This is a genomic window from Nonomuraea sp. NPDC003727 (assembly GCF_053586935.1).
The window spans coordinates 242,862-268,898 of record NZ_JBSFNE010000014.1 but is presented as its reverse complement, the minus strand read 5'-3'; the positions used below and the strand labels follow the sequence as shown (position 1 = coordinate 268,898).

At 71.7% G+C, this 26,037-nt stretch carries 18 protein-coding genes, 4 tRNA genes and 1 riboswitch; of the genes, 10 read left to right on the top strand and 12 right to left on the bottom strand.

The window, feature by feature from the left end; all coding sequences use genetic code 11:
- Nucleotides 1-2: 2 nt before the first annotated feature.
- The 3 genes from ACWDLG_RS33020 to ACWDLG_RS33010 form a co-directional block, all read right to left on the bottom strand.
- Complete coding sequence (locus tag ACWDLG_RS33020) at nt 3-2,192, bottom strand: ribonucleoside-diphosphate reductase subunit alpha (protein ID WP_449927705.1); 2,190 nt, start codon at nt 2,190-2,192, stop codon at nt 3-5.
- An 87-nt stretch (nt 2,193-2,279) separates the two neighbouring features.
- Nucleotides 2,280-2,478, bottom strand: a riboswitch (cobalamin riboswitch).
- 23 nt (nt 2,479-2,501) lie between these two features.
- Nucleotides 2,502-3,398 (bottom strand): tripartite tricarboxylate transporter substrate-binding protein, encoded by an 897-nt coding sequence (locus tag ACWDLG_RS33015; protein ID WP_354922553.1) that lies wholly within the window; start codon nt 3,396-3,398, stop codon nt 2,502-2,504.
- A gap of 61 nt (nt 3,399-3,459) precedes the next feature.
- The gene (locus ACWDLG_RS33010) at nt 3,460-4,038 is read right to left on the bottom strand and encodes an ArsR/SmtB family transcription factor (protein ID WP_449927700.1); all 579 of its coding nucleotides are present in this window, start codon (nt 4,036-4,038) and stop codon (nt 3,460-3,462) included.
- 79 nt (nt 4,039-4,117) lie between these two features.
- On the opposite strand from ACWDLG_RS33010, the gene ACWDLG_RS33005 reads away from it, so the two are divergent.
- Nucleotides 4,118-5,806: a prolyl oligopeptidase family serine peptidase gene (locus ACWDLG_RS33005; RefSeq protein WP_449927697.1), complete on the top strand. Its 1,689-nt coding sequence runs from the start codon at nt 4,118-4,120 to the stop codon at nt 5,804-5,806.
- 125 nt (nt 5,807-5,931) lie between these two features.
- Here ACWDLG_RS33005 and glmS read toward each other — a convergent pair whose 3' ends face one another.
- Together glmS and ACWDLG_RS32995 are read right to left on the bottom strand one after the other, a co-directional pair.
- Nucleotides 5,932-7,752: a glutamine--fructose-6-phosphate transaminase (isomerizing) gene (gene glmS, locus ACWDLG_RS33000; protein WP_354922561.1), complete on the bottom strand. Its 1,821-nt coding sequence runs from the start codon at nt 7,750-7,752 to the stop codon at nt 5,932-5,934.
- Nucleotides 7,753-7,764: 12 nt separating this feature from the next.
- The gene (locus ACWDLG_RS32995; RefSeq protein WP_354922564.1) at nt 7,765-8,028 is read right to left on the bottom strand and encodes a hypothetical protein; all 264 of its coding nucleotides are present in this window, start codon (nt 8,026-8,028) and stop codon (nt 7,765-7,767) included.
- A gap of 188 nt (nt 8,029-8,216) precedes the next feature.
- Here ACWDLG_RS32995 and ACWDLG_RS32990 point away from each other — a divergent pair, with 188 nt between their 5' ends.
- The 6 genes from ACWDLG_RS32990 to ACWDLG_RS32965 all read left to right on the top strand — a co-directional run bounded on the left by ACWDLG_RS32990 (nt 8,217) and on the right by ACWDLG_RS32965 (nt 12,635).
- Entirely contained in the window at nt 8,217-10,169 is a 1,953-nt protein-coding gene (locus ACWDLG_RS32990; protein WP_449927692.1) for an N-acetylmuramoyl-L-alanine amidase, read from the top strand.
- A 91-nt stretch (nt 10,170-10,260) separates the two neighbouring features.
- Nucleotides 10,261-10,332, top strand: a tRNA-Gly gene (locus tag ACWDLG_RS32985).
- A gap of 16 nt (nt 10,333-10,348) precedes the next feature.
- Nucleotides 10,349-10,419 (top strand) — tRNA-Cys (locus ACWDLG_RS32980).
- 50 nt (nt 10,420-10,469) lie between these two features.
- Nucleotides 10,470-10,541 (top strand) — tRNA-Gly (locus tag ACWDLG_RS32975).
- Nucleotides 10,542-10,560: 19 nt separating this feature from the next.
- A tRNA-Val gene (locus tag ACWDLG_RS32970) sits at nt 10,561-10,635 on the top strand.
- A gap of 218 nt (nt 10,636-10,853) precedes the next feature.
- Nucleotides 10,854-12,635, top strand: a complete 1,782-nt coding sequence (locus ACWDLG_RS32965; protein ID WP_449927689.1) for a hypothetical protein — start codon at nt 10,854-10,856, stop codon at nt 12,633-12,635.
- Nucleotides 12,636-12,736: 101 nt separating this feature from the next.
- Here the strand turns inward: ACWDLG_RS32965 and ACWDLG_RS32960 are convergent, their stop codons facing one another.
- Together ACWDLG_RS32960 and ACWDLG_RS32955 are read right to left on the bottom strand one after the other, a co-directional pair.
- Complete coding sequence (locus ACWDLG_RS32960) at nt 12,737-13,390, bottom strand: response regulator (RefSeq protein ID WP_449927686.1); 654 nt, start codon at nt 13,388-13,390, stop codon at nt 12,737-12,739.
- Complete coding sequence (locus ACWDLG_RS32955; RefSeq protein WP_449927683.1) at nt 13,380-15,464, bottom strand: sensor histidine kinase; 2,085 nt, start codon at nt 15,462-15,464, stop codon at nt 13,380-13,382. Before ACWDLG_RS32955 ends, ACWDLG_RS32960 begins: the two co-directional genes overlap by 11 nt.
- A gap of 164 nt (nt 15,465-15,628) precedes the next feature.
- Here ACWDLG_RS32955 and ACWDLG_RS32950 point away from each other — a divergent pair, with 164 nt between their 5' ends.
- Together ACWDLG_RS32950 and ACWDLG_RS32945 are read left to right on the top strand one after the other, a co-directional pair.
- Complete coding sequence (locus ACWDLG_RS32950; protein ID WP_449927680.1) at nt 15,629-16,300, top strand: hypothetical protein; 672 nt, start codon at nt 15,629-15,631, stop codon at nt 16,298-16,300.
- A gap of 10 nt (nt 16,301-16,310) precedes the next feature.
- Nucleotides 16,311-19,706, top strand: coding sequence for a BTAD domain-containing putative transcriptional regulator (locus ACWDLG_RS32945; RefSeq protein WP_449927677.1), 3,396 nt, complete (start codon nt 16,311-16,313; stop codon nt 19,704-19,706).
- A gap of 293 nt (nt 19,707-19,999) precedes the next feature.
- Here the strand turns inward: ACWDLG_RS32945 and ACWDLG_RS32940 are convergent, their stop codons facing one another.
- The 3 genes from ACWDLG_RS32940 to ACWDLG_RS32930 form a co-directional block, all read right to left on the bottom strand.
- Entirely contained in the window at nt 20,000-20,662 is a 663-nt protein-coding gene (locus ACWDLG_RS32940) for a DUF4097 family beta strand repeat-containing protein (RefSeq protein ID WP_449927745.1), read from the bottom strand.
- A gap of 433 nt (nt 20,663-21,095) precedes the next feature.
- The gene (locus ACWDLG_RS32935; RefSeq protein ID WP_449927674.1) at nt 21,096-21,617 is read right to left on the bottom strand and encodes an N-acetyltransferase family protein; all 522 of its coding nucleotides are present in this window, start codon (nt 21,615-21,617) and stop codon (nt 21,096-21,098) included.
- A 204-nt stretch (nt 21,618-21,821) separates the two neighbouring features.
- The gene (locus ACWDLG_RS32930) at nt 21,822-22,514 is read right to left on the bottom strand and encodes a TetR/AcrR family transcriptional regulator (protein ID WP_449927671.1); all 693 of its coding nucleotides are present in this window, start codon (nt 22,512-22,514) and stop codon (nt 21,822-21,824) included.
- Nucleotides 22,515-22,569: 55 nt separating this feature from the next.
- Here ACWDLG_RS32930 and ACWDLG_RS32925 point away from each other — a divergent pair, with 55 nt between their 5' ends.
- Entirely contained in the window at nt 22,570-23,742 is a 1,173-nt protein-coding gene (locus tag ACWDLG_RS32925; RefSeq protein ID WP_449927668.1) for an FAD-dependent oxidoreductase, read from the top strand.
- A gap of 303 nt (nt 23,743-24,045) precedes the next feature.
- Here ACWDLG_RS32925 and ACWDLG_RS32920 read toward each other — a convergent pair whose 3' ends face one another.
- Together ACWDLG_RS32920 and ACWDLG_RS32915 are read right to left on the bottom strand one after the other, a co-directional pair.
- Entirely contained in the window at nt 24,046-24,660 is a 615-nt protein-coding gene (locus ACWDLG_RS32920) for a hypothetical protein (protein WP_449927665.1), read from the bottom strand.
- 42 nt (nt 24,661-24,702) lie between these two features.
- The gene (locus tag ACWDLG_RS32915; protein ID WP_449927662.1) at nt 24,703-26,019 is read right to left on the bottom strand and encodes a DUF1254 domain-containing protein; all 1,317 of its coding nucleotides are present in this window, start codon (nt 26,017-26,019) and stop codon (nt 24,703-24,705) included.
- Nucleotides 26,020-26,037: the final 18 nt, after the last annotated feature.

Here is a 26,037-nt window from a genome sequence, read left to right as displayed (position 1 = left end):
GCCTACTGGCAGGCTTCGCAGATCTCGGGGTTCTCCAGCGAGCAGGCGACGGCCTCGCTCACCGTGAAGGCGGGCTCTGGGGCGGGCTGAGCGGTCGCCTGCACGGTCGTCTGGGCGATCCTCGTCGCCGGGCGCGAGCGCAGGTAGTAGGTGGTCTTCAGCCCCTGCTTCCAGGCGTAGGCGTACATCGACGACAGCTTCCCGATCGTCGGCGTGGCCATGAACAGGTTCAGCGACTGCGACTGGTCGATGTACGGCGTCCGCGCCGCCGCCAGGTCGATGAGCGCCTTCTGCGGCAGCTCCCACGCGGTCCGGTACAGCGTCTTGAGCTCGGCCGGGATCCCGGGGATGTCCTGCACCGACCCGTCGGCCCGCTTGATCTCGTCGCGCATCTCCTGCGTCCACCGCCCGAGCCGCTGCAGGTCGGCGACCAGATACCGGTTGACCTGCAGGAACTCGCCGGACAGGGTCTCGCGCTTGAAGACGTTCGACACCTGGGGCTCGATGCACTCGTAGCATCCGGCGATCGAGGCGATCGTCGCGGTGGGCGCGATGGCGATCATGAGGGAGTTGCGCAGGCCGGTCCGGTCGATCTTGGCGCGCAGGGCCGTCCACGCGGGCGAGTCGCCGGCGCCGAAGTGGTCGGGGTGCAGCACCCCCTGGGCCGCCCTCGTGTCGCCGTAGGAGGGGTGGCGCCCGCGCTCGACGGCCAGGTCGGCGGAGGTGTCGTAGGCGGCCAGCGCGATCTCCTCGGCGATGCGCGTGGACAGCGCCAGCGCCTCGGCCGAGTCGAACGGCAGGCGCAGCGAGAAGAACACGTCGGCCAGGCCCATCACGCCGAGCCCGATCGGCCGCCACCGCAGGTTGGCGGTCTCGGCCTCCGGCGTCGGGTAGAAGCCCAGGTCGATCGTCTTGTCCAGGAAGCGCACCGCGGTCCGCACGGTGGCCCGCAGCCGGGCCCAGTCCATCGAGCCGCCGGCCAGGTGGGCGGCCAGGTTGATCGAGCCGAGGTTGCAGACGGCGGTCTCGCCGTCGCTGGTGACCTCGAGGATCTCGGTGCAGAGGTTGGACAGGTGGATGACGTTCTCCGGGCGCGCGGTCTGGTTGGAGGCGCGGTTGGCGGCGTCCTTGAAGGTCATCCAGCCGTTGCCGGTCTGCGCGAGCGTGCGCATCATCCGGCCGTAGAGGGTGCGGGCCGGGATCTGGCGGGTGTGCAGGCCGGCCGCCTCCGCGGCCCGGTAGGCGTCGTCGAACGCCTCGCCGTACAGGTCGGTGAGGTGCGGCACCTCCTTGGGGTCGAACAGCGACCACACCTGGTCGGCCTCGACGCGGCGCATGAACTCGTCCGGCACCCAGTTGGCGAGGTTGAGGTTGTGGGTGCGGCGGGCCTCCTCGCCGGTGTTGTCGCGCAGTTCGAGGAACTCCTCGATGTCGGCGTGCCAGGTCTCCAGGTAGACGCAGGCCGCGCCCTTGCGGCGGCCGCCCTGGTTGACGGCGGCGACACTGGAGTCGAGCGTGCGCAGCCAGGGGACGATGCCGTTGGAGTGGCCGTTCGTGCCGCGGATGAGCGAGCCCCGGGAGCGGACCCTGGTCCAGGCGATGCCGATGCCCCCGGCGTACTTCGAGAGCCTGGCGACCTGGCCGTAGCGCTCGTAGATGCCCTCGAGGTCGTCGCGCGGCGAGTCGAGCAGGAAGCAGGACGACAGCTGCGCGCGGCGCGAACCCGAGTTGAACAGGGTGGGCGAGCTCGGCAGGTAGGACAGCGTGGACATCAGGGCGTACAGTTCGGCGGCCTCGGCGACCGAGGCGGAAAGGCCGCACGCCACGCGCAGCAGGAAGTGCTGCGGGCGCTCGAGCACGCCGCGCGTGTCGGGGTGGCGCAGCAGGTACCGGTCGTAGACGGTGCGCAGCCCGAAGTACTCGAACCTGTCGTCGGCGCTCTCGTCCACCAGCGCGTCGAGGGCGGCGGCGTGGGCGGCCACGAAGGCGGCCAGCCCGTCCTGGAGCAGGCCGGCGGCGTGGGTGGCCGCGATCGACTCGGAGAAGGTCCGCACGCCGTGCGCGGCGGCCTCGTCGGCGATCTCCTCGGCCAGCAGCCTGGCGGCCACCCTGGAGTTCTCCGGATCGGCGATCACCCTGGCGGCGGCCTCCTCGATGGCCAGCCGGCGATCCACCTCTACGGTCTGCGTCACGCTCTCTCCTCGCGAGCTCGGCCTCGTGAGGGCAGGCGAGAGCGCGCGGGCATGCCGCGAGGCCCCCCGGCCCTCCCTCGAGGCCATGGACAGGTCACACCGCTGGCAGGTCTTCGGACTCGCGGGCGTTCGTCAGCTTCCTACTGGCCGTCGCTTCCCAGGCCATGGGCCCAGTGCGTCGTGACGGCGGTCGTTCCCGCTCACCGCTGCGGGGCAGCGCCGGATTCGCACCGGCTTCCCTTTTTGCTCCGCCCTGATCGGGCGAACCAGCGACGACCAGGATCCTACATCTAGTGGCCGCGGGCGCAACTACCCCAACATGTCGATGAGGCCGAGGTCCTTGAGCACCTCACGGGTCCGCTCGGTCTCCGACCCGAGCCACACGCCGAAGTCGCCGCCGCTGAGGGGAATCGGCTTCCACCCTCTCGTACGGCACGCATCCGCCCACTGCCGGGACCCGGTGATCTCCTCGAGGATCGCGACCGCCTGGGCGTGCTCGCGCTCGGTCATCTCCCCCGGCCCGAGCACCCCGCACCAGTCGGCGAAGTCGACCCGCACGCCCGACTCCAGCAGCGTCGGCGCCTCGATGCCGTCGACCGGTTCGGCGGAGGAGACGGCCAGCACCCTGACCTGGCCCTTGTCGATGCGCTTGCGCCAGTCGCCGAGCGGCCCGGCGGCGACGGCGGCCCGGCCCACGAGCAGCGCCGCGGCCGCGTCGTGCGTGGTGGGATAGCCGGCGTAGTCGAGCACCCTGGCGTCGGCGCCGAGCCCGCGCGCGACCAGCCCGAACAGCAGGTGGTCGGTGCCGCCCTGGGGCCGGCCCGCCAGCACCGTGGCGCCCGGGTCGGCGAGCAGCCGCCCGGCGAAGTCGTCGAAGCCGCGCAGCAGCGAGGCGGCGGGCACGACCAGCACCTCGACGTCGCCCACCAGCCTGGCCAGCGGGGTGCCGGCCGCCTTGGAGCCGTTGCGCAGGGCGGTCGCGAGCGCGGGCAGGCCCGTCACGGTCAGCGAGGTCCCGCCGTCGGCGACGCCGCTGTATCTGAACTGGCCCGCCAGGACCTTCGCGACGGGGATCCACGCCTCTCCGCCCGGCACGACGGTGAAGCTGGCTCCCTGCCGGGGGACCGTGGCGCCGCACCCGGCCAGGCACGCCAGCGCGGCCACCGTCCCCGGCACGAACGCTGCCACGAACTCCCGACGGCGCATGCGCGCCCCTCCCCGTCGCCCCCAACCCTTGTACAGGATGTTATTGGATGATCACCTTGCGTCACACCTCGGGGGTGGCGGGCAGGTCGGCGGGAACGGCGAGCAGCCGGATGTGGAGGGGCCTGGCCTCCGGCGGGGCGTCGGCGGCCCGCCGGCTGTACTTCTTCAGCAGCAGGATGTACTCCTCGAAGAAGTCCTCCAGCTCGTCCAGCCGCATCCGGCCGAGCGCGCGCGACACCTTCACCCAGGCGGGGTCGGCCTGGTAGGCGGCGGGCAGCTGCTCCAGGAGGATCCGCTTGTCCTCCTCCAGCCCGATCCGGTGGAACTCGGCGAGGACCGGGCGGTCCTCGGGGGCGAGCTGGGCGGGCAGCGGCAGCCTGATGTCGCCCGTCTCCGCCCTGCGCCACCACCGCTCGCGCCCGGTGGACCGCTCGGGGATCTCCTCGATGAATCCGTACTTCTCCAGCTGGCGCAGGTGGTAGCTGGTCGTCCCGGTCTTGGCGTCGAGCAGCGAGCCGAGCGTCGTGGACGTGGCCGGGCCGTGCAGGCCGAGGTGGCGCAGCATCGCGCGGCGCATGGGATGGGCCAGGGCCTTCAGCTTGCCGGGATCGTCCAGAACCCAGGGCTCGTCATCCTTCATGACGATCACCCTAGTACTCCAGAAGGATTTCTGCAGACATCTCTTTGCCGAGAGTTCTCTGCAGACTATCTTCGGCAATATGACGCGATTCGTGAAGACAGTGATGCCGGCGCTGCTGGCGCTCTTAGCGGCACTCGGCCTGGCCGGGGCGGCTCAGGCCGCGCCCCCGGCCCCGCCCGCCGTACCCGTGCCCGGCGACCTGGCGGCGACGGAGGTGAGCTTCGCCGGCAGCGGGCTCACCCTGCACGGCACGGTCCTGGCCCCCAGGAACCGGCGCGGCGCGCTGCCGGGGATGGTGCTCGTGCACGGGGCCGGCGCCGGCACGCCCAGGACCAAGCTCATGACCGAGGCCGTGGAGTTCGCCAGGCGCGGCATGGCGGTGCTGGTCTACGACAAGCGGGCGGCGGGCTACTCGACCTTCCGGCGCTCCTACTCGCAACTGGCCGACGACGCGCTCGGCGCGGTGGCGGCGCTGCGCCGGCAGACCGGGGTGGACCCGGGCAAGGTCGGGCTCTGGGGGCTCAGCGAGGGCGGATGGGTGGTGCCGCTGGCCGCCTCCCGCTCCCGGGACGTGGCGTTCGTCGTGCTGGTCGGCGCCAACTCCCTCGAGCCGCTGCGCCAGCAGTCGTGGGCGGTCATGGCGGGCCTGCGCAAGGCGGGCGTGTCCGGGGCCCTGCCCGGCAGGGCGGTCCCCACGCTGTACCGGGCGATCTCCGCGGGCGGGCTGTTCCCCGAGCCGTGGCACGACCCGCTGTCTGTGCTGCGCGCTGTCCGCCAGCCGGTCCTCGCCATCTGGGGCACCCACGACCTGCTCACCCCGCCGCGGGAGAGCCCGCCGCTGATGGCGCGGGCCCTGGCCGAGGGCGGCAACGAGCACGTGACGCTCCGGCTGTTCCCCGGCGCCGAGCACGCCGCCCACCTGACCCCCGACGGCGGCGTCACCCGGCTGCCCGAACTGGCCCCCGGCTACGCCGACCTGGTCGGCTCCTGGGTGTCGGACGTCGCCACGGGCCGGGCGCCGCGGACGAGCCCGCCCCCCGCCGCCCCCCGGGCGCACCAGGCCTCGGCGACCGTCGCGGTGCCGCCGCCCGCCTGGTGGGAGTCGGCGCCCGTGCAGACCGCGGCGCTGCTGCTGTTCCTGACCGCCTTCCTCGGCTACCCGCTCACCGCGGCCGCCCGCCGGATCAGGCGCCTGGCCACGGCTTCGGGCGCACGGGGATCCCGCGAAGGGGCCTCCGGCACAGGGCGTCCAGGCGCGGCGGCCTCCGGCACAGGGCGTCCAGGCGCGGCAGCCTCCGACACAGGGCGTCCGGGCGCGGCGGCCTCCGACACAGGGCGTCCAGGGGCGGCGGCCTCCGGCACCGGAAGATCCGGGGCGGAGGAATCCGGCGCGAACGAAGCCGGGGCGCGGTGGGCCGGGGCGCGGTGGGCCGGGGCGGGCGGATCCGGCGCGAGGGGAGCCGGGGCGGCGCCGAGGGTGCTGGCGGCCTCCGGTCTGGTCGTGGTGCTCGGCGGCTTCGCGTACCTGACCTACCTGATCATGACCGGTGGCAAGCTGGCCCAGCCCGGCCCCGTGCTGGCGGGACGGCCCGTGCTCTGGCTGGCGTTGCAGGCGCTGACGGTGACCGTCGCCGTCACCACCGTCCTGACCGCCCGCGCCTGGCGCGCGGTCGAGCGGCGCGCGGAGCGGGTACGGCTCGGCCTGCTCGTCACGGCGGGCGCCGTGATGATCCCCTGGGCCCTCTACTGGGGCCTGCTGCTGCCGTGAAAGCGGCAGGCCGTCCGGGGGGCGGGCCGTCCGGGGGGCGAGCCGTCCGGGGTGCAGGCCGTGCCGGGGTGCAGGCCGTGCCGGGGTGCAGGCCGCACGGCCGCTCCGCCCGCACGGCCGCTCCGCTACTCGACCGTGACGCTCTTGGCCAGGTTGCGCGGCTTGTCGACGTCGCGCTCCAGGGCGACCGCCGCGTGGTAGGCCAGCATCTGCAGCGGGATGGTGAGCAGGATCGGGTCGAGCTCGATCTCGTTCTTCGGGATCACGATCACGTCGTCGGCCAGCTTGGCCTCGGGCTCGCGATGGCCGACCATGAGCACCCGCCCGCCGCGCGCCCTGATCTCGCCGAGCGTGGTGAGGTTCTTGTCGAGCAGCTCGTCGTCGGGCACGATCGCCACCGTCGGCAGCTCGGGGCCGATCAGCGCGAGCGGCCCGTGCTTCAGCTCGCTGGCCGGGTAGGCCTCGGCGTGGATGTAGGAGATCTCCTTGAGCTTCTGCGCGCCCTCGCGGGCCACCGGGTAGCCGCGCACCCTGCCGACGAACATCATGCTCGGGTGCCCCGCGTACTTCCTGGCCAGCTCGGCGATGCGGTCGCCCTGCTGGAGGATCTTCTCGATCTGCGCGGGCAGCTCGCGCAGCCCCTCGACGATGCGGCGGCCGTCGGCCGGCGACAGGTCGTGCACCCGGCCGAAGTGCAGGGCCAGCAGGGCGAAGGCGACCGCGGTCGAGGTGAAGGCCTTGGTGGAGGCCACCGACACTTCGGGGCCCGCGTGCAGGTAGATGCCGCCGTCCACCTCCCTGGCGATCGCGCTGCCCACGGCGTTGACGATGCCGATGACCCGCCCGCCCTTGCGCTTGAGCTCCTGGACGGCCGCCAGCGTGTCGTAGGTCTCGCCGGACTGGCTGATGGCGACGTAGAGGGTGTCGGGGTCGACGACCGGGTTGCGGTAGCGGAACTCGCTGGCGGGCTCGGCGTCCGCGGGGATGCGGGCCAGCTCCTCGATGAGCTGCGCGCCGATCTGGCCGGAGTAGTAGGCGCTTCCGCAGCCGATGATCTTCACGCGGCGGAAGGAACGGGTCTCGCGGGCGTCCATGTTGAGGCCGCCGAGGTGGGCGATGTGGAAGCGCTCGTCGAGGCGGCCGCGCAGGGTCCTGGCGATCGACTCGGGCTGCTCGGAGATCTCCTTGAGCAGGTAGTGCTCGTAGCCGCCGGTGTCGTAGTGGCCCGCGTCCCAGTCGACGGTCAGCGGCTCCTTGGCGGTCTCGCGCCCTCCGCTGGCGAAGGTGTGGAAGCCGTCGGCGGTCAGGACGGCCAGCTCGCCGTCCTCGAGGTGGACGACCTGGCGGGTGTAGCGGACGAGGGCGGCCACGTCGGAGGCGGCGAACATCTCCTTCTCGCCGAGGCCCAGGACGATCGGGCTGCCGTTGCGGGCGACCACGATCTCCTTGGGCCGCTCGGCGTCGACGACCGCGATGCCGTAGGTGCCGACGATGCTCTTGAGCGCCTTCCTGACCGCCGCCTCGAGCGTGTCGGTCTCGGTCACCGTACGGGCGATCAGGTGCGCGAGCACCTCGGTGTCGGTCTCGGAGGCGAAGGTCACGCCCTCGGCGACGAGCCTGGCGCGCAGCTCGTCGGCGTTCTCGATGATGCCGTTGTGGACGACCGCGATGCGCTCGTCGGACGACAGGTGGGGGTGGGCGTTCTCGTCGCTCGGCACGCCGTGGGTGGCCCAGCGGGTGTGCCCGATGCCGAGCGCGCCCTTGAACCTGGCGGGTACGGCCTTGGCCAGGTCGGCCACGCGTCCCTTGACCTTACGCAGCTTGAGGCCCTTGTTCGAGACCACCACCCCTGCCGAGTCGTAGCCGCGGTACTCCAGGCGCTGAAGCCCCTCCAGCAGGATGGGCGCGGCATCCTTGCTGCCGACATAGGCGACGATTCCGCACATGGGCCAACCTTCCTATCCGTAGACGATCCTGCGCAGCTGGCGCAGCGACAGCTCGGGAGCCGCCACGCGCCGCACGGGTAGTTCCGCCGCGATCCTCGGGAAGATCTCGTCGTTGGTGAGGCCGCGAGACTTCAGCTCGCCGTGGCGGCGCCGTACGAACTCCTCGACCGGCTCGGAGAAGTAGGCCACCACGTCGGCCACCACGCGCGCCGCCTCACCGGGATCGAGCTGGCTCGTCCTGGTCAGGTGCGCGATGAGGTCCTCGTAGGGATGCACAGGGCAGGACACTACGCATGGATCACACGACACGCCAACATCCTGCCCGAAATCGGGCAGGAATTCGCTCGATCGGATACGACACGCCGAAGGGCGGGATGCCCGCAAGCCCCGTAGGCGCTGACAACGCGCGCAGAGATCGCCATACCCCTCGAAAACACGAGCCACATGCCCTTTACGCTACGTAATTGACTGGTCTCGCATCGCAGGGGGTTCTCATGCTCTTCTGGGCCGCCGCACTTCTCGTCGCGCTCGCCCCAGGAGGGGCGCAGGAGGATTTCCGGGCCGCGGCCAAGGAGTACGGCGTGCCGGAGAGCGTGCTGCTCGGGGTCTCCTACCTCGAGTCGCGCTGGGACTCCCACGACGGGCGGCCCAGCGTGTCGGGCGGTTACGGGCCGATGCACCTGGTGGACGCGGAGGCCGTACCGCAGGAGGGGCATGACCACACGGGCGACCCGCGCGGCGACGACGCGCGCCCCATGCGCATCGCCCCCGCGCACCCGCCCGCACACCCCGGCGCCCGCTCCCCCACCGCCACCCGTGACGCAGCCGCCGGTGACGCCGCCGCCGGTGGCTCCTCCTCCGGTGACTCTGCCGCGGGTGACTCTGCCGCGGGTGACACCGCCACCAGTGACGCCGCCGCCGATCAGGACGCGCCGACCCTGCAGCGGGCCGCGCTGCTGACCGGGCTGCCCACCGAGACGCTGCGGCGCGACCGGGCGGCCAACATCCGGGGCGGCGCCGCGCTGCTGGCCGACCGGCAGCGCAGGCTCGGCGCCCCGCTCAGCGCCGAGCCCACCGCCTGGTACCAGGCCATCGCCGCCTACGCCGGCCCGTCCTTCGCCGGCGAGGTGTTCGAGGTGCTGCGCGAGGGCGCCGAGCGCCGCACCGACGACGGCTCGCTGGTCCGCCTGCCGGCCGCCCCCGTGCCGGTGTTCAGGACGGCGTCCGCCGCGAACACCGAGTGCCCCGCCACCCTGGCCTGCGAGTGGATGCCCGCCGCCTACAAGCGCTTCGGCAAGGACGACTACGGCAACCACGACAGGATGCGGACCGAGCGGCCCATCGACTACATCGTGATCCACGACACCGAGGGCTCGTACGGCGGTATCCCCACGCTGGTCAAGGACCCCAAGTACGTCAGCTGGCACTACACGATCCGGTCCGGCGACGGGCACGTCGCCCAGCACGTGGCGACCAAGGACGTGGCGTGGCACGCGGGCAACTGGGACGTCAACACCCGCTCGATCGGCATCGAGCACGAGGGGTTCATGGCCAGGGGCGGCAGCTGGTACACCGAGGCGATGTACCGCTCCTCCGCCCGGCTGGTGCGCTACCTGGCGAACAAGTACGACGTGCCGCTCGACCGGGCGCACATCATCGGCCACGACAACGTCCCAGGCGCGAGCGCCTCGGCCATCCCCGGCATGCACAACGATCCCGGGCCCTACTGGGACTGGGCGCGCTTCTTCGCCATGATGGAGGCCCCCCTCGGCGACGAGGCGGAGGACGGCAGGTCCGTGGTCATCAAGCCCGACTACGACGCCCACCGGCCCGACTTCGTCGGCTGCGTCCGCAAGCGTCCCGCCAAGCTGTGCGAGCCGCAGGGCGCCGCCAGCGTCTGGCTGCACACCGAGCCGCGCGACGACGCGCCCCTCGTCGACGACGTCGGCAAGCGGCAGAAGGGCGCCTCCACCTACAGCGTCTACGACCACAGCGCCCGCGCCAGCGCCGGCCAGCGCTACGCCCTCGCCGACACCAGCGGCGACTGGACGGCCATCTGGTACCTCGGCCAGAAGGCCTGGTTCCGCAACCCGCCCGACCAGCCCACCGCCGTCCGCGCCGCCGGCCCGCTGGTCACCCCCGTCCACGACCAGGTCAAGGTGTACGGCAGGGCCTACCCCGAACGGTCGGCCTACCCGCCGGGCGTGCGCTTCCAGGAGCTCACGCCGCTGCCGTACCGGCTGGGCAGGGGGCAGCTCTACTCGCTCGGGCAGACGGTCAGGGGCACCTATCTGGCGGCGTCGCATTTCAACCCGGCCAAGCACGTCATGGTGCGCGGCAGGATCCGCTACCACCAGATCCAGCTCGGCCACCGGCTGATGTTCGTCAAGGCCGACGACGTGCGGATCGTGTCATGAAAGTCGGGCCCCCCGCACCTCGCTGCGCACACGCACTCTCCAAAGGCGATATGGTTTTCCCGTGGCCGACGAGCACATCGCCGGATCTCACGCGGAAGTGGCTCAGTGGTAGAGCATCACCTTGCCAAGGTGAGGGTCGCGGGTTCGAATCCCGTCTTCCGCTCGGAGCACGATCTCCTGGTGGAGTGGCCGAGAGGCGAGGCAGCGGCCTGCAAAGCCGTCCACACGGGTTCAAATCCCGTCTCCACCTCGGGCGTCACGCGGAACCTCGCGGATCCGCTAAAGTAGGTAAAGCGCCATGCGGAAGTGGCTCAGTGGTAGAGCATCACCTTGCCAAGGTGAGGGTCGCGGGTTCGAATCCCGTCTTCCGCTCTGAGTGACAACTCGATACGGACGATTAGCTCAGCGGGAGAGCGCTTCCCTGACACGGAAGAGGTCACTGGTTCAATCCCAGTATCGTCCACCACGCTTCAGAGCCCCAGCTCACGGCCGATGCCGCGAGTCTGGGGCTTCTCGCTTTTCATGGACTTTCGTGGTTGCTGTCAGCACATGTGCTGACGTTGAGGGCCGCGCGCCGGATCGTGGCCAGGATGCCGGCAAGAAGCGGTCACAAGTCGCGCCAAGTGCGGCACCAGTGGGCGTCGGCATCATGTCTCCCTTCCTCCTTGAGAAAGGGACATCCATATGAGAAGGACAGCGATGCTGCTGAGCGGTTTGCTGCTCACCAGCCTGCTGGCCGCCAGTCCGGCGCTCGCCGCCCCCACCGGGAAGACCGCCGCCCTCCCCGCGAAGACAGCCGCCGCCACCGTGAAGACAGCCGTGGCCAGTGTCAAGGCGAGCCCCGCGAAGTCGGGCGAGTGCCCCACCACGGTGGGCTTCTCCGCGGTGGTGGCGGCCAAGGGCGCGGGAACCGTCCGCTACCGCTGGGTGCGTGGCGACGGAAGCAAGGGCGTCATCAGGAGCTTCCGCGTCAACGGCGTGCGCAGGGTCGTGGTGAAGGAGCGTCAGACGTTCGACCGGACCACCTCGGGCTGGCAGGCCGTCGAGATCCTCGGCAGGCGCGGCCTGTCCGGCAAGGCCCGTTTCGACGTCACCTGTACGGGCCCCGGCACCGTGTGGGACGGTTCCCACCTGCTGCCCGCGCGGATGGACAGGCCGCTGGTCGCCGCCGCCCACGTCGACGGTCCGCCGGTCCACCACGGCCCCTGCCCCACGACCGTGACGTTCACCGCCACCATCCAGGTCTCGCGCACCCCTGCGACTGTCGACTACCAGTGGATCGACAGCGCCACAGGTGAGGGCCGGCCGGAGACGGTCTTCTTCGCCGCGGGCGGCCCCCGCGTCCGCCAGGTGACACTGCCGCTGGCCGTCGGCGACTCCACCAGCGGGTGGAAGGCCGTTCACATCCTCAACGCGAACGGCCACGACTCGGGGCGGGCCATCTACCAGGTGACCTGCAAGGGCACGCCGGCCACGCCCACACCCACGCCCACGCCGACCTCCACGCAACCGCCGGCGCACAAGCCGGAGGCAGAGATCTTCGACCTCTCTCCGGGTGACTACGCGGGTCGTTGCACCGAGCCGGTCGAGTACCAGGCCGTCGGCCGCGTCAAGCTGCCGGCGGGACCGGCGCAGAGGGTCACCTACTGGTGGAGGCTGGACGCCACCCAGTGGGAGTCCAGGGAACTCGACTTCCCCGCGAGCGAGCAGCCCCGGGCTCTGGCCGTCACCGCCACCTGGAAGCTCACCTCCAACGACGGAGGCTCCCACAAGCTGACTCTCAAGGCCGAAGGCGGCGCCGCTCCGGCGGAGCGGGTGTTCACCTTCAGCTGCGCGGCCCAGCCCGACCCCGCCAGGCTGACCGTCCGGTACCTGCTGACGCCTCGGTTCAAGGGGACGTGCACCGGCAACCTGACCCTCCAGGCGTCCGGGGTGGTCACGACGGATCGCGCGACCACGATGCGGTACCGCTTCGTCGTGGACGGCGTGCCGGGCCCGACCAAGACGCAGGAGCTCGCGCCCGGCACCAGCCGGGAGATCGCCGAGGTCTGGACCAACAGGGCGACGAGCAGCGGCACCGGCGTCGTGCGGCTCGAGGTCCTCAATCTGAACGAGCCGGTCAAGGAGGCGGCCTACGCCTGGACCTGCGTTCCGGAGGACACCTCGGGCGCGGTGCGCATCAGGGAGCTCTCGACCAGCGGCTACGACGGCGACTGTGTGGAGACGCCCCAGCTCGGGATCTACGCCGCACTCGTCGCGGCCGCGGGCACGGAGGTGACCTACCGCTGGGTCGTCGGCGGGGTGCCCATGGGCGCCGTGAAGACCACGACCCCGGCCAACGGCATCATCTCCATCGGGCAGGGTTGGCGCTGGGAGGACAGGCCGAACGGACCGGTCAGGTTCGAGGTCCTGAGCCACGACAAGCCGGCCGCTGAAATCACCGTCCCTGTGACCTGCCGGAAGTAGCGCACGGGAGACACGGCGTGCCCATGGGTTCACCCGTGGGCACCGCCTGCGTTCGGGGCTCGGCGGCAGGTCCCGGTGTCGCCGCGGGACGGCCATGGGGATCAGCGGCCGAGCCCCGCGTCCCTGGCGCGGAGGATGGCCTCGGCCCGGTTGGCGACGTGCAGCTTGGCGAAGATGTTGGAGACGTTGTTGCGCACGGTCTTCGGTGACAGGAACAGGGCGGCCGCGATCTGCGGGTTGGACCGGCCCGCGGCGATCAGCGCGAGGATCTCCCGCTCGCGCGGGGTGAGCTGCGGGAACGTGGCGTCGTCCGGCCTGGTGGCCGGGCCTGAGAAGTACTCGGCCACGCGCCGCGCGACCGAGGGGCCGAAGATGGCCTCGCCGTGGGCGACGGCCTGGATGGCACGGACGATCTCGGCCTGGTTGGCGCCTTTCAGCAGGTAACCGCGGGCTCCTGCGCGCATCGCCTCGAACAGGGTGGCGTCCTCCTCCGACATCGTCAGCATGAGGACGCCGATGTGCGGGCTGTCCGCGACCACGCGCCGCGTCGCCTCGATGCCGTCGAGGCCGGGCATGGCGACGTCCATGACGACGATGTCGGGCTGCAGGGCGGCGGCGCGTTCCACCGCCTCCAGACCGGTCGCCGCGGTGCCGGCCACGTCGATGCCGGGGATCGAGCCCAGCAGTACCGCCAGCCCGTCGCGGTAGATCGGGTGGTCGTCCGCGAGCAGCACGCGGATCGGTTCATCGGACACCTGCCACCTCCATGGTCTGCTCCAGCGGAAGCCTCGCGCGCACGAGCGTGCCACCGCCGGGCGGGCAGCTGACCTCGCAGTCTCCGCCCAGCTCGGCGGTGCGTTCGCGCAGCGACAGCATGCCGACCCCGGCCACGACGTCAGGTTCGATGCCGGAGCCGTCGTCGCGCACGAGCACCTCCAGTGCCCCGTCCCGCACGCCGAGTGAGATGTCGCAGCGCCCGGCGTCGGCGTGCCGTGCCACGTTGGCCAGCGCCTCCGACACGATACGGTATGCCGCGACCTCGACCGCGGCAGGCAGCGGGGCGAGCCCGTCGCCGGACACGACCACGTGCAGGCCGCCTGCGCGGACGCGCCCGGCCTGCTGCTCCACCGCGCGGAGCAGGCCGAGCTCGTCGAGCGCCGGCGGGCGCAGGTCGTGCACCAGACGGCGGACATCGGCCAGCACGGTCGAGACCTCGGCGGCCGTCTGCTCCAGGATGCGATCGGACTCCGCGGGCGCGGTGGCGGCCAGGTTGCGGGCGGTCTCGATGCGCAGGGCCACGGCGCCCAGGCTCGGCCCGAGCCCGTCGTGCAGGTCACGGCGCAGCCGGCGGCGCTCCTCCTCACGGGCGAGCACGAGCTGGGCGCGGATGCGTTGCAGGTCGGTGCTGAGCTCGCTGGCCCTGGCCGCCGCGGCGGCCTGCCGTACGAGGTCGCCGAGCAGCCGCTGGTCGCGTTCCGTCAGGTCGGCTCCGCACAGCACCAGGCGGCCCACCGCTTCGGCGCGGTAGGCGACGGGCAGCGAGACCGACGGGCCGCGCGGTGAACCGTGCTCGACCACGGACCGCACGCCGCCCGGCCGCTCGATCTCCACCCGCACGTACGGCAGCCGGAACGCCTCCGCCACTGTCCGGGCCAGGGCGAGGAGTTGCTCGTCCGGCTCTATGGCGAGCTCGAGCCGCTGGGCGAGGGTGGAGACCATCGCGTACGGATCATCGCGCGCCCCGCGGACGAGCCGCCGTGCCGCCCGCCACAGCCAGGTGCGCAGCGGCGCGTAGGCGACCGCCACGATCGCGGTCGCGGCCAGCGCGGAGTCGCGTTCGCCGAGCACGCTGCCCGCGAGGGTGAACACCGCCACATCGATCACCACCACCGCGACCGCGAGCACGCCGTACAGGAACGTCGCGGGCAGCAGCCGGTCGATGTCGTACAGGCGGTATTTGCTCACCGCGACCAAAACGGCGCCCGAGGTGAGCCCGAGCGCAGCGCACAGCAGCAGCGGCGGCAGCTCCGGCGGGGCCACCAGCGGCAGCGGCAGCACGAACATGCCCACCAGCGCCGCCCAGGTCAGCCAGCGGATCTGCGCCCGCCGCTCCGGATCCGCGACGCGGTAACGGTGCACCATGACCGCGAAAGGCACCACGAGGCTCACCGGCACCGCGGCACTGGCGACTTCGAGCACGGGCAGCCAGACCTCGTAGGGCAGGCCGACGCTGAACGGGTCGAGGTCGAGCCGGGCGATCTCGGGAGGCAGCGGGGCCGCGTCGTAGCGGGTCAGCACGGCCATCGGCGCGAACGCCCAGACGGCGGGCAGCAGCGCGGTCAGCGCGAGACTGGCCGCCGACAGCCACCGCCATCCTCTGCCGGACGGCAGGCGCCCGTCAGGGAACAGCAGGATCAGCAGCGGCAGCCCGATCAGCAGCGCGGCGCCGAACCGGGCGTAGAACCAGTAGGCGAAAGCGGCCCATGGCGCGCCGGGGGACACGTAGATCGCGTGCACCGCCCACGCGCCGAGGAAGCCGTTCAGCGCCCAGGCGAGCCCGGAGAGCGTCAGCACCCATGCGACCGGATGCCGGGGCAGCCGCCGCAGCAACAGCGCGCCGGGCACGGCCTGGGCCAGCCCCGCCAGCGCGGAGGGCCAGCCGGCCTCGTCGAGGTCGCTGTTCGGCGGAAGGGCCACGCCGGCGTTGCCGACGTCCAGCAGTACGGTGCCGACCAGCAGCGCGGCCGCGCACACCGTCACGGCCACCGGCAGGACCACGGGCCTGCGGGCAGAACTCGACGCCGGCATCCCTGCCGGTCCGGCATTCATCACCCGAGCATTGTCGCCGGGTTCGTGTCCTGATGTCCCGGGACAGCCTGTCCCGGGACAGCGGGCCGAGCGCCGGGACCTGAGTGGGGACGGGCGACCCTGCCGGCCCGGGACGGCGGACGCGCATCGTGGACCCCGTCGCCATTCGCAACCGGAGGGAAAGCATGGACGCCCGCATCACAGACGAGCCGGCCAAGGCTCGCACGGATCTCCAGATCATGAACGGCTCGCCGGGCACCGGCCGTCGACCGATCGGCGTCGCCGCCGTCCGCCTCGCCGGCGCCGGGCTCACGGCGGGCACGCTTTCCTGGGCATCGGCCATCTTCGTCTTCGGCTCGACCGGCGTCGGCGTGGGAGAGCGCGTCGTGGACCTGACCGGCCTGCTGTTCCAGCTCGGCGTGTTCTGCCTGCTGTGGGTGCAGATGAGGACCCAGGCCATCGGAACCTCCCGCGCCGCCGCCGTGGCGCTCAGGGTCGAGGCGGTCCTGCTGGGCATGGCCAGCGTCTGGTCGTTCCTGCACGGCGTCCTGCCGGACGACGTGAAGAACGCGGACTGGCTGGCCGCGCTCGACCTCTGCTGGCCGCTGTCGATGCTGGGCATGGCCGCCATCAGCGTGAAGCTGGCGGTCGCGGGCCGGTGGGTCGGGAAGCTGCGCTGGTGGCCGCTGGTCGCGGAGAGCTGGGCCGTCGTGACGGTCCCCTCCTACCTGGTGCTCGGCGAGGACGTGTCGCGCTGGGTGGGCGGTGGGCACCTGGTCGTCGGGTACGCCGCGCTCGGGGTGCTGCTTGCCGTCCGGCCCGGCCACGTGGCCTTCGTCCCGTCCGAGAAGGCGTGAGCGAGTACAGGTGGAATTTCGAGTCCTGGGTTCTCTGGAGGTGCGCGACGCCGAGGGAGGACCCGTCGAGCTGGGCGGTCCGCGCCCGCGCGCCGTACTGGCCCGGCTGCTGATCGCGCGGGGCGCGGTGGTCTCCGCCGACGCCCTGCTCCACGACCTGTACGGCGACGCGCAGCCGCCCAGCGCCCTGGCGACGCTCCACTCGTACGTGTCGAACCTGCGCCGCGCGCTCGAACCCCGACGCCCTCCGCGCACCAGGCCCACCCTGCTGATCGGCCGCCCGCCCGGTTACCTGCTGGCGACGGACCGGGTGGACGCGGTCCGCTTCGCCGACCTGGTGGGCCGGTCGGAGCTGCGTTCGCCGGGGGACGCGCTGGTCTGTCTGGAGGAGGCCATGGGGTTGTGGAGGGGCGCGCCGTACGAGGAGTTCGGCGACCAGCTATGGGCGCTCACCGAGGTGAGCCGGCTGCACGAGTTGCGGCTCACCGCCGTCGAACGGCACGCCCGCACGCTGCTCGACCTGGGCCGCCCGCAGGCCGTGCTCGCCTTCCTGGAGGCCGAGACGATGGCCAACCCGCTGCGCGAGCGGCTGTGGTGCCTGCTCGCGCTGTCGCTGTACCGCACGGGGCGTCAGGCGGAGGCGCTGGCCGTGCTCCGGCGCGCGGCCGACCTGCTGGCCGATCAGCTCGGCCTCGACCCGGGCCCCGAACTGCGCGCCATGGAACGTGACATCCTCCACCAGGCCGATTCGCTGGCCGCCGTCGCGCACGACGCCGTCCTGCTTCTGGCCGCTCCCGAGACCGCCCTGGCATCCTCGCCCCAGCCCCGCCCGATGACCGAGCCCAGTCCGATGCCCGAGCCCAGTCCGATGCCCGAGCCCAGCCGGATGCCCGAGCCCAGCCGGATGCCCGAGCCCCGCCCGATGCCCGAGGTCGGTCCCACGCCAGGGCGGGTGTTGCGCGGGCGCGACGGCGAGCTCGCCGCGTTGCTGGCGCCGGCCGGCCGGGCCGCGCACGCTGGGCTGTCGGTCGCGGCGGTGACCGGGGACCCTGGGGCAGGCAAGACCTTCCTGCTGGAGGCGTTCGCCGAGCTCTGCGCGACGCGGCTGGGGCAGCTGGTCCTCTGGGGCCGCTGTCACGACGACGAGACGACCCCGCGGCTGTGGCCGTGGATCCAGGTGTTGGACACGCTGGAGCAGCACTGCCCGGCGCCGGATCACCACCTGGTCGAGCCGCCACAGGACCGGTGGCCGGACGGGCACGCCGCATCGCCAGGCGCGAGCCGGACCGTCGCCCGACGGCTGATCGCCGCCGCCGGGTCCCGCCCGCTGGTGATCATCCTGGACGACCTTCAGTGGGCCGACCCCGCCTCGCTCGATCTCCTCAGGGACCTTCTCGACCTGGCGAAGGACGCCGCGATCACCCTGGTGACCGCGTTCCGTACCGGCTTCGACGGCCCGCTCACCACCTGGGCGCGCTACGACCTGGTCCGCGTGCCCGTGACCGGCCTCGGCGCCGACGCCGTGCGTGCCGTCGCCGCCGACCTGGGAGTGCACCTGGACGAGGAGTCCGCCCGGAGAACGACCCGGCGCACCGGAGGCAACGCGTTCCTCGTCCGCGAGAGCATCCGGGCGAGGAACCTGGACGCCGTCCCCGACGCGGTCGCCGAACTGGTGCGGCTGTGGCCGGCGCCCCTGCCCGGGATGGCGGAGGCGCTGGCGGTCGCGGCGTCGATCGGCGTCGCTTTCGATCCCGCGCTGGTGGCCGAGGTCGCCGGAGTCGAGGCGTACGGCCTGCTCGACGAGGCGGTCCGCGGAGGACTGCTGAGGACAGACGGGGCCGGTCGCCTGGCGTTCGCCTGTGACCTGGTCCGCGAGGCCGTGCGCCGCGGCATCCCGCCCCTGCGCGAGGCGGCCATCCACCGGGACCTGGCCACTGCCCTGTCCTCCCGTCCCTCCACCGAGGTGGCCGTCATCGCCCGCCACGCGGTCCAGGCGGGACCCGCGGCGTACGGCGAGGCCGTCCGCTGGGCCGTGACCGCCGCCGAGCACGCGGACCTGCATCTCGCCTACCAGGAGGCGGCCACCTGGTGGGACAGGGCGGTCGCCGCCCACGACGCCTCAGGGGGCGACCCGGCCGAACACGTCGAACTCCTCCTGCGCAGGATCCGGGCGTGCCTGAACGCCGGGGACCCGATCGCCGCGCGCCGGGCCAGAGCGGTGGCGCTCCGCGTCGCCGACCGCGGGGACCAAGAGACCGGCCTCGTGGTCCGCGTGCTGACCGCGTTCGACGTCCCGGCCTTGTGGACGTTACGGGACCCATACGAGCCTGTCGATCTCAGGCTCGTGCGACGTTTCGAGGCCGCGCTGCGCGACCTGCCCGCCACCGACTCTCCCGAGCGGGCCAGGCTGCTGGCCGGGCTGGCTCAGGAGCTGTACGACGGCACCTGCGACCCGCGTCGCGACGACCTGTCCGCCGAGGCCGTCGCCATGGCCCGCCGCCTGGGCGACCCGCACCTGCGCATGCTCGCGCTCAACGCCCGCCACCTCGCCCTGCCCCATCCGCGGCATCTCCCAGAACTGCAGCGCATCGCCGCCGAACTGCACGACCTCGCGGCACAGACGAACACCCCCGAGTTCGAACTGCTCGCCCACATGATGGACACCCACCACCACCTCGAAACGTTCGCCCTGCCCGCGGCCGACCGCGCCGCCGCCCGCTGCGACACCCTGCTGGAACGCCTCCCGCTGCCCTGGCCACGCCTGCAACACACCCTGTGGCGTGCCAACCGGCTCGCCATGGACGGCCGGTTCGACCAGGCCGCCCTCCTGTACGACGACGCCGAGGCCCAGTCCGCCCACCTCGGCGTCTGGCACGCCCGCCAGGCCGTCGCCATGGGCCGCATCGGCCTCGGCTTCCACCAGGGAACGATGGCCGAGGCCGGCCCGCTCATCGACGCCGTCCACGCCGTCCACCCCACCCTCGGCCACGACGTCCGGACCTTGCAGCTGTGCGCCCAGGGCCGCGTCGACCAAGCCAGGCTGCTGAACGACGGCCCGCGCCCCGCGCCGCGCCGCGACTGGTCGTGGCTGTCCATGGTCTGCCTGCGCGCCGCCGCCGCGGCCGCGCTGGGCCGCCCGCACGAATGCCGCGCCATCTACGACACCCTCCTGCCCTACAGCGGCCGTGTCTCCGCCCTCTCCGCGGTCGTCTGCATGGGGCCGGTCGACTGGTACCTGGCCCTGCTGGCCGCGGCGATCGGCAGGCACGACACGGCCGCCGCCCACCTGAGCACGCTCGAACGTCAGGCCGACGCCAACGGTCTCCTGTGGTGGCGCGAGCGCGCCACCGCCGCGTCCCGGCGCCTGCCGGACCGCAAGCCCCTCCACCTCGTCACCAGAGGATGACGGTTCCGGCCGGCACCGCTGGGGGTACCCGTCCCCGCGTGCCACCCGGGCGCGATCGGGCGGCACGTCGGCGCGACTTCCGGTGCGTACCGCACCGGAATTCCTGAGCCTGCCGAGTTTGAGAAGTCGTTGACGCCCTGCTCCACCTGGTCTTCCACGGCCTGACTCCGCGCGAGTCCAGCCTTCAGCAGGAGAAGGGATCTCCTGAGTCCGGCGTGCCGGGCACGCGGAGGGCGGTGTCGGCCGGCCTTCAGGAACTCCGCCGCATCCAACAACCTGCGCTTACGCAGAGGTCACAAGCTACGGGCGGTGATGTCGCCGTTGGAGGTGGTGGCGTGGATGTCGAGTCCGGCGGTGCCGTCGTTCTTGAGGGCGTTGGTGATGCGGCCGCGGGTGGTGCCGGCGTCCAGGGCGGCCGAGACTCCGCCGGCAGCGGCGATCGAGATGTCGCCGGACTGGGTGCGGAGCACGACCTTGCCGCCGACGGCCTCGGCGATCCGGATGTCGCCCCGTGCGGTGCTGATCTGTGCGGGGCCGCCCAGCCGACCGACCTCGACGTCGCCGTCGGTCGCGGTGAGGTGAAGGCTTGCGGTCTCCTCGAGCTTGATCCGGTGGTACGCGCCGTCGAAGGCGACGTCGCCGAGGCGGCCGACGGTCCTGAGTTCGGCGCCGGCCGTCTTCGCCTCGATGTGGGACCCGGCGGGCAGCCTGACCGTCACGTCGATGGATCCAGACGGGCCGAGGTACTGGTTCTTCACCGAAGTCCCGATCCGCAGGACGCCGTCGGCGTATTCGACCGTGGTCTGCTCGGCCGCCTTCACATCGCGGCTCTTCGCGGCGTTCGTGGGCCGGACCTCGACCGCGGTGTCGGCCCGGTCGGCGGCGATGAACTGGACGCGTCCGGCGGGGATGTCAAGGACGGCGGAGATCGGGGCGGGGGTGTCGAACGTCTGCATCATGTGCTCCTTGTGCTGTGTTCTGTCGACATCCACCATCGCCAACCGCTCTGATACCGGGCTGTCGCCGTCCTGACGCCGCCGCTGACATACGGCGGAGAGTAGCCAGCCGGGCCCGGCCGGGGTCCAGCTTGGTCGGGCCTCTTGCGCTCAGGGCGACCGCGACCGCGGCGGCGGCCACGGGTTGATCAGGAACTCTCAGGAGCTCGGTGAGCTGTCATGGAGCCCGCGGTAGCTTCGGCGATACCGGCTCACCTAGTCGTTTCTGCTGGTCAGGCACATGTGTTGGATGTTCGGCGGGTCGACCTGCCGGATCTGCCGTTGGAAGTGATGGGCCGGGTTCCGGTCTTCGAGGCCGCGTTCACCTCGGTCGCCGGCGGGGTGAGCAAACCGGCCGACTTCCACATCTCGGTTGCGGCCTGCCGCACGGCCGTCACAGTCGGGGCCGGGGCACGGTTCGCTCGAGCTCCAGGAGGGCAAGCGGAGGGCCCTCTCCGAAGTCGTGGTTGTGTCGCCTGCCGGTCTCGCTGAAGCCGTTCTTGGCGTAGAAACGGCGCGCCTGGGCTGAGTCTTGAAGCGTCCACAGATGCACGCGGTCATGACCGACCTCCCGCAGCCGGTCCAAGGTGGCGGCCAGCAAGGCCGCCGCGAGGCCGCTGCCCCAGACGTCTGGGTGGGCGAAGAAGGTGTGGATCTCCGCGAGGCCGGGGCGGGAGGAGGAGGCCCCGAAGCGGGCGAAGGCGCCTGGACGATCATCCAGGAGCGCGAGCAGAACTGTGTCCTTGCCCTCGGCCAGGATGGCGTCCCACTTGGTGCGCCGCTCCTGGATACCGGCGGCAGCGACCTTCGGCGTGCACAACGGGCCGTGCGAGATGCCCCAGGAGATCGCATGGATCTCGCCGAGGACGTCCCCGTCGCCGGGCCCCGCCTCGCGGATCGTGATCATGCCCTTCATGGAGGAGACTCTACGCGGTGACGTCGAGGGATGACCTCGCGGGTTCGCACCTCGCCACCCCTGCCGGTGATTTCTGTCGTGGCGGAGTGCCCGCGGTGGGGGCCGCTGCCTGTGCGGGCGTGGCCGCCGGCCCAGTCGACTGCTGCTCGCCAGGTTGGGCCGACTCGGCACGGACACCGGCCAGGCCTTGCCGACGGTGCCGTGTCACGCCGGCGGCCGGGTGAGTTTGGCGGCCACGGCGTCGAGGACCCAGTCCAGTCCGATCGCGAAGGACTCCTCGGCGTCCACCTCGGTGCCGTCGTGCACGGCCTTGGCCAGCGCGGGAAAGCGGCCCGTGGCCAGCATCCTGCTCACATGCGGGCCGTAGGCGCGCTGCCAGTCGCGCTTGGACAGGCCCGTGGCGCGCTCGGCCCGCAGGTTCGCGATCTCGCGCCTGATCGCGCCGGTGAAGTAGGCGCTGACGGTCTCCACGGCGCGCATGACGGTGTCGAGGTCGGCGAGGCCGTCGAGGGCGGCCAGCGTGGCCTCGGTCACGGCGAGGGCGTTCGGGCCCAGGCTCGGACGGCCGCCGAGCAGGTCGGCCAGCCATTCGTGACGGAGGGCGGCCTGCCTGGTGCGGTCGGCGCGGATGCGCAGCACCTCCCGCCAGTCGCCGGGCTGCTCCTCGGGGAGGATCTCGGCATGGACCTCGTCCACCATGAGGTCGAACAGCTCCTCCTTGGTGGAGATGTATCCGTACAGCCGCATCGGGCCGGCGTCCAGCCGGGCGGCGACCTTGCGCAACGACACCGCCTCCAGCCCGCCCTCGTCGGCCAGCGCGATGGCGGCGGCGACGATTCGCTCGCGGTCGAGCGGCGCGGGGCGCGTCGGCGGCTCCGGCCGGTCCCACACAGTCATGGGTCACATCGTAGCTGTTGCGATACAGCGTCTCGGCAAAATACAGTGTATCGATATGAGACATCGTATCGCCGTGATCGGAGCCGGCCCCGCCGGCCTTACCTTCGCCCGCGTCCTGCACCGCCACGATCACCCCGTCACCGTCCTCGAACGCGATCCCACCCCCGACGCCCGTCCCCCGGGCGGCACGCTGGACCTGCACGAAAATCTGGGCCAACTCGCGCTGGGCAAGGCGGGGCTGCTGGCGGAGTTCCAGGCGCTGTCCCGTCCCGAAGGACAGGCCATGCGCATCCTGGACGTGGACGGGACCGTCCTGCGCGACTGGCAACCCCGTCCTGATGACCGGGCCAATCCCGAGATCGACCGCAGGCAACTCCGTGACCTGCTGCTCGGCCCTCTGGACGTTCAGTGGGGGCGGGGCGTGACGGAGGTGGTGCCGGGGACCGGGGATGGCGTGCTGGTCCGTTTCGCGGACGGTCGAGAGGAGACGTTCGACCTCGTGATCGGCGCGGACGGCGCCTGGTCCCGGGTCCGTCCGGCGGTCTCGTCCGTGACGCCGCACTACACCGGCGTCACCATGGTCGAGACCTCCCTGGACGACGTCGACACCCGCCACCCCGACCTCGCCCGGCTGATCGGCGACGGTTCCATGGCTGTGTACGGCGTGAACCGCGGCCTCGTCGCCCAGCGCAACAGCGGCGGCCACGTCAAGGTGTACGCCCAGTTCCGCGCGCCGCTGGACTGGCACACGAACCTGGACCGGCATATGGGCCTCAACCGGCGCGCAGGCATGGACGCGGGCCTGGACCTGGCCGACGTCGAGGCCGTGCGATCAAGCATGCTGGCTCTGTTCGACGGCTGGGCCGCTCCCGTCCTCGACCTCTTCCGCCACGGCACCGCTTTCGTCCACCGCCCCCTCCACGTCCTGCCCGTGTCCCACACCTGGGCCCACGTCCCCGGGGTGACGCTCCTGGGCGACGCCGCCCACCTGATGCCCCCACTCGGGTTGGGCGCGAACCTCGCGATGCTGGAAGGCGCCGAACTCGCCGAGTCCGTCGCCGCCGCCCCCGGCCCAGGCGAACTGGACGAGGCCGTCCGCGCCTTCGAGGAACAGATGTGGGCACGGGCCGGCAGGTGGGCGAAGATCACGACGGCCGGGCTGGAACGCCTCGTGAGCCCGGACCCCACCGAAGCCCTCGCCCTATTCGACGAACTTCAGCCATCCTGACCGCCAAGCGCGACGCCAAGGCTTCACGGGGCAGCACGGCACGGCCGCGGTTCCGTCCGGCAGTTCCGCCGCCATGGGGCGGGCAGCAACCGGACGGCCGGTGCCGTTGGCAAGCCAGGGCGGGTGCGCTCGTCTGCACCGCTCGGGCTGCGAACCGGCCTCCAGCTGATTTCGACAGGTGCGCCCGCCATGACGGCAGACACCCTGCTCGCCACGTGGCTCGCCGAGGAGTCCACCTGGGCAGGTACCCGGCTGTCCAGCACATCGCGGCCGTCTCCTGCTGCTCTGGGGCGGGAAGTCGGTCTACCGAGCTTTGTGTCCCAGCACCGCCTCGTCGTATGACGGTAGGGGCTTGATCAGCGGGTTCAGCAGATCGGCGGCCTGCTGTGTCGTGATGACATCGGCCGGGTCGACCTTGATGATCTCGGCTTGGTCGGGGTCGAGTTCCCAGACGTCCTCGCCGATGAGCCGGCCGCGGTCATCGTAGGGCCAGACCATCTCTTCCTGAGCCTTGTAGATGTACATGGCGTTCTCGTCATCGACGTCGAACCCGGCGGCAGCGAGCACCTTGCCTGGTTTGAACTGGTATCCGGTCATCTTGGAGGCGATCATGTTGTCGCCGACGGCGATCATCTCGTCGTCGGTGTACATGACGCACTCGCCGGTTTCCGCCCAGGTGCGGTACAGATTGCGTATCGCGTCCTGTCCCCGCAGGGTCACGTCCATGCCCAGGGCATGGAAGTGGTACACCGGCTCCTCCACCATCATGTCCGGCGCGAAGATCTCCTGGTAGCGCCCGGCGATCTCCAGGTAGCGGTGACGATAGTAGGCCTGCAGAAGGAACCGGTGCCGCGGATTGTCGGTCGTCTCGAGCAGTCGCTCGATCGCCTGGTTCGTCCGGGTGATGTCGAGTTTCATGTCGGCCGCCTCTCTCGTGTGGCTCGCGGCGGAGCGCTGTCGTCAGGGTGACTTGGTGACCGGAGGGGTCTTCCAGGTGCCGTCGATGACGCTCTGCTCGGGCCAGTACATGCGCAGCATGAGGTTGAAGGCGCCGGTCGGGGCGGGCAGCCAGTTGGCCTGTTTGCCCGCAGGGGCGTCGTGCGCGATGTACAGGTCCACCGACCCGTCCGGGTTGGCGGTCGGCTTTGCGGTGTGCCCGATCTCGTAGCGGTTGATGGGGTTGTCGACGAGGAAGCCCGAAGGGCCGTACATCGTGATCGACCAGAACGCGTTCACCGGAGGCGTCTGTCCGGCAGGGAAGTGGATGACGTACTCGCCGGCCCCGTCGAGCGGTCGGCCCGAGGAGTCGACCAAGGTCAGCGGATAGATGGCGTCCTGGGGCAGGTTCGCGCCCAGGCCCTGCCAGGCTGTGGCGGCGCGCCGCATGTAGTCGGTGCCGTAGCTGCCCAGGTTGGTGGCGAAGCGCCAGCCGTTGACGTCCTCGCCGAGCGCGGCCACACCCGCCTTGATCTGTTTTTGTGCCGTTGGTACCGCCGCCCGCAGGGCCTTGCCGATGGCCGGGTCGACGGCGTTGAGGTCGAACGGCTTGCCAGGGTGGATTCCCAGCTTGGCCAGCGTGGCGACCATCGGCGCGTCCGCGGGGGCCGGCGGGTTGGTTCCCATCGCGGTGGCCAGCGTGGAGAAGAATGCTTGGGCCTCCATCTGCTCCACTTGCGCCGGCGGGGAGGCCGCGGAGACGGTCGGATCGACCTTGCCCGGCGCGGGCGTGTAGGCGCCGTGACCATAGGCGCTGAGTGGCAGCAGGGTGTACTGGGAGACGAGCTTTTGTACGGCGGGCAGGTCGGAAGGGCCGTTGAGCTGGGTGCGCCCGAGGATCCAGACCGTGTCGGTCGGAGATTTGATCTGTTTGACACCGTCAGGCAGGGCGCCGCGCCAGTTCGGCCCGGTGATGGCGAAATCCCCCTTCCCGGTGCCGGTGGTCCTCTTGCCGGGCGAGGCGAACACGTTGGTCCAGGCGTCCAGCATCGGCATCAGGTAGTACCGGCCCTGCGTGTCGGGCATGTGCAGCACCAAGGGCTCCTTGGCCAGATCCAGCCAGGCGCTGGCGTAAAGGGTGTCGACGTTGGGCGAGACCACCCCTTTGAAGGCGGGACCGGGAACGTTCTGCGCTTTCGCGAACTGGTTGATCGGCGCCTTGATGGCGACGGGATCGGGCTTGGCGACGTTGCTCAGGGTCCGCTTGGAGGTCTCCATCAGCACCAGGGGATAGCCGTAGACGTAGGCCCGGACGGCCTCCGCACTGAGGTCCTGGGGCATGGCCGAAAGGGATGGTGC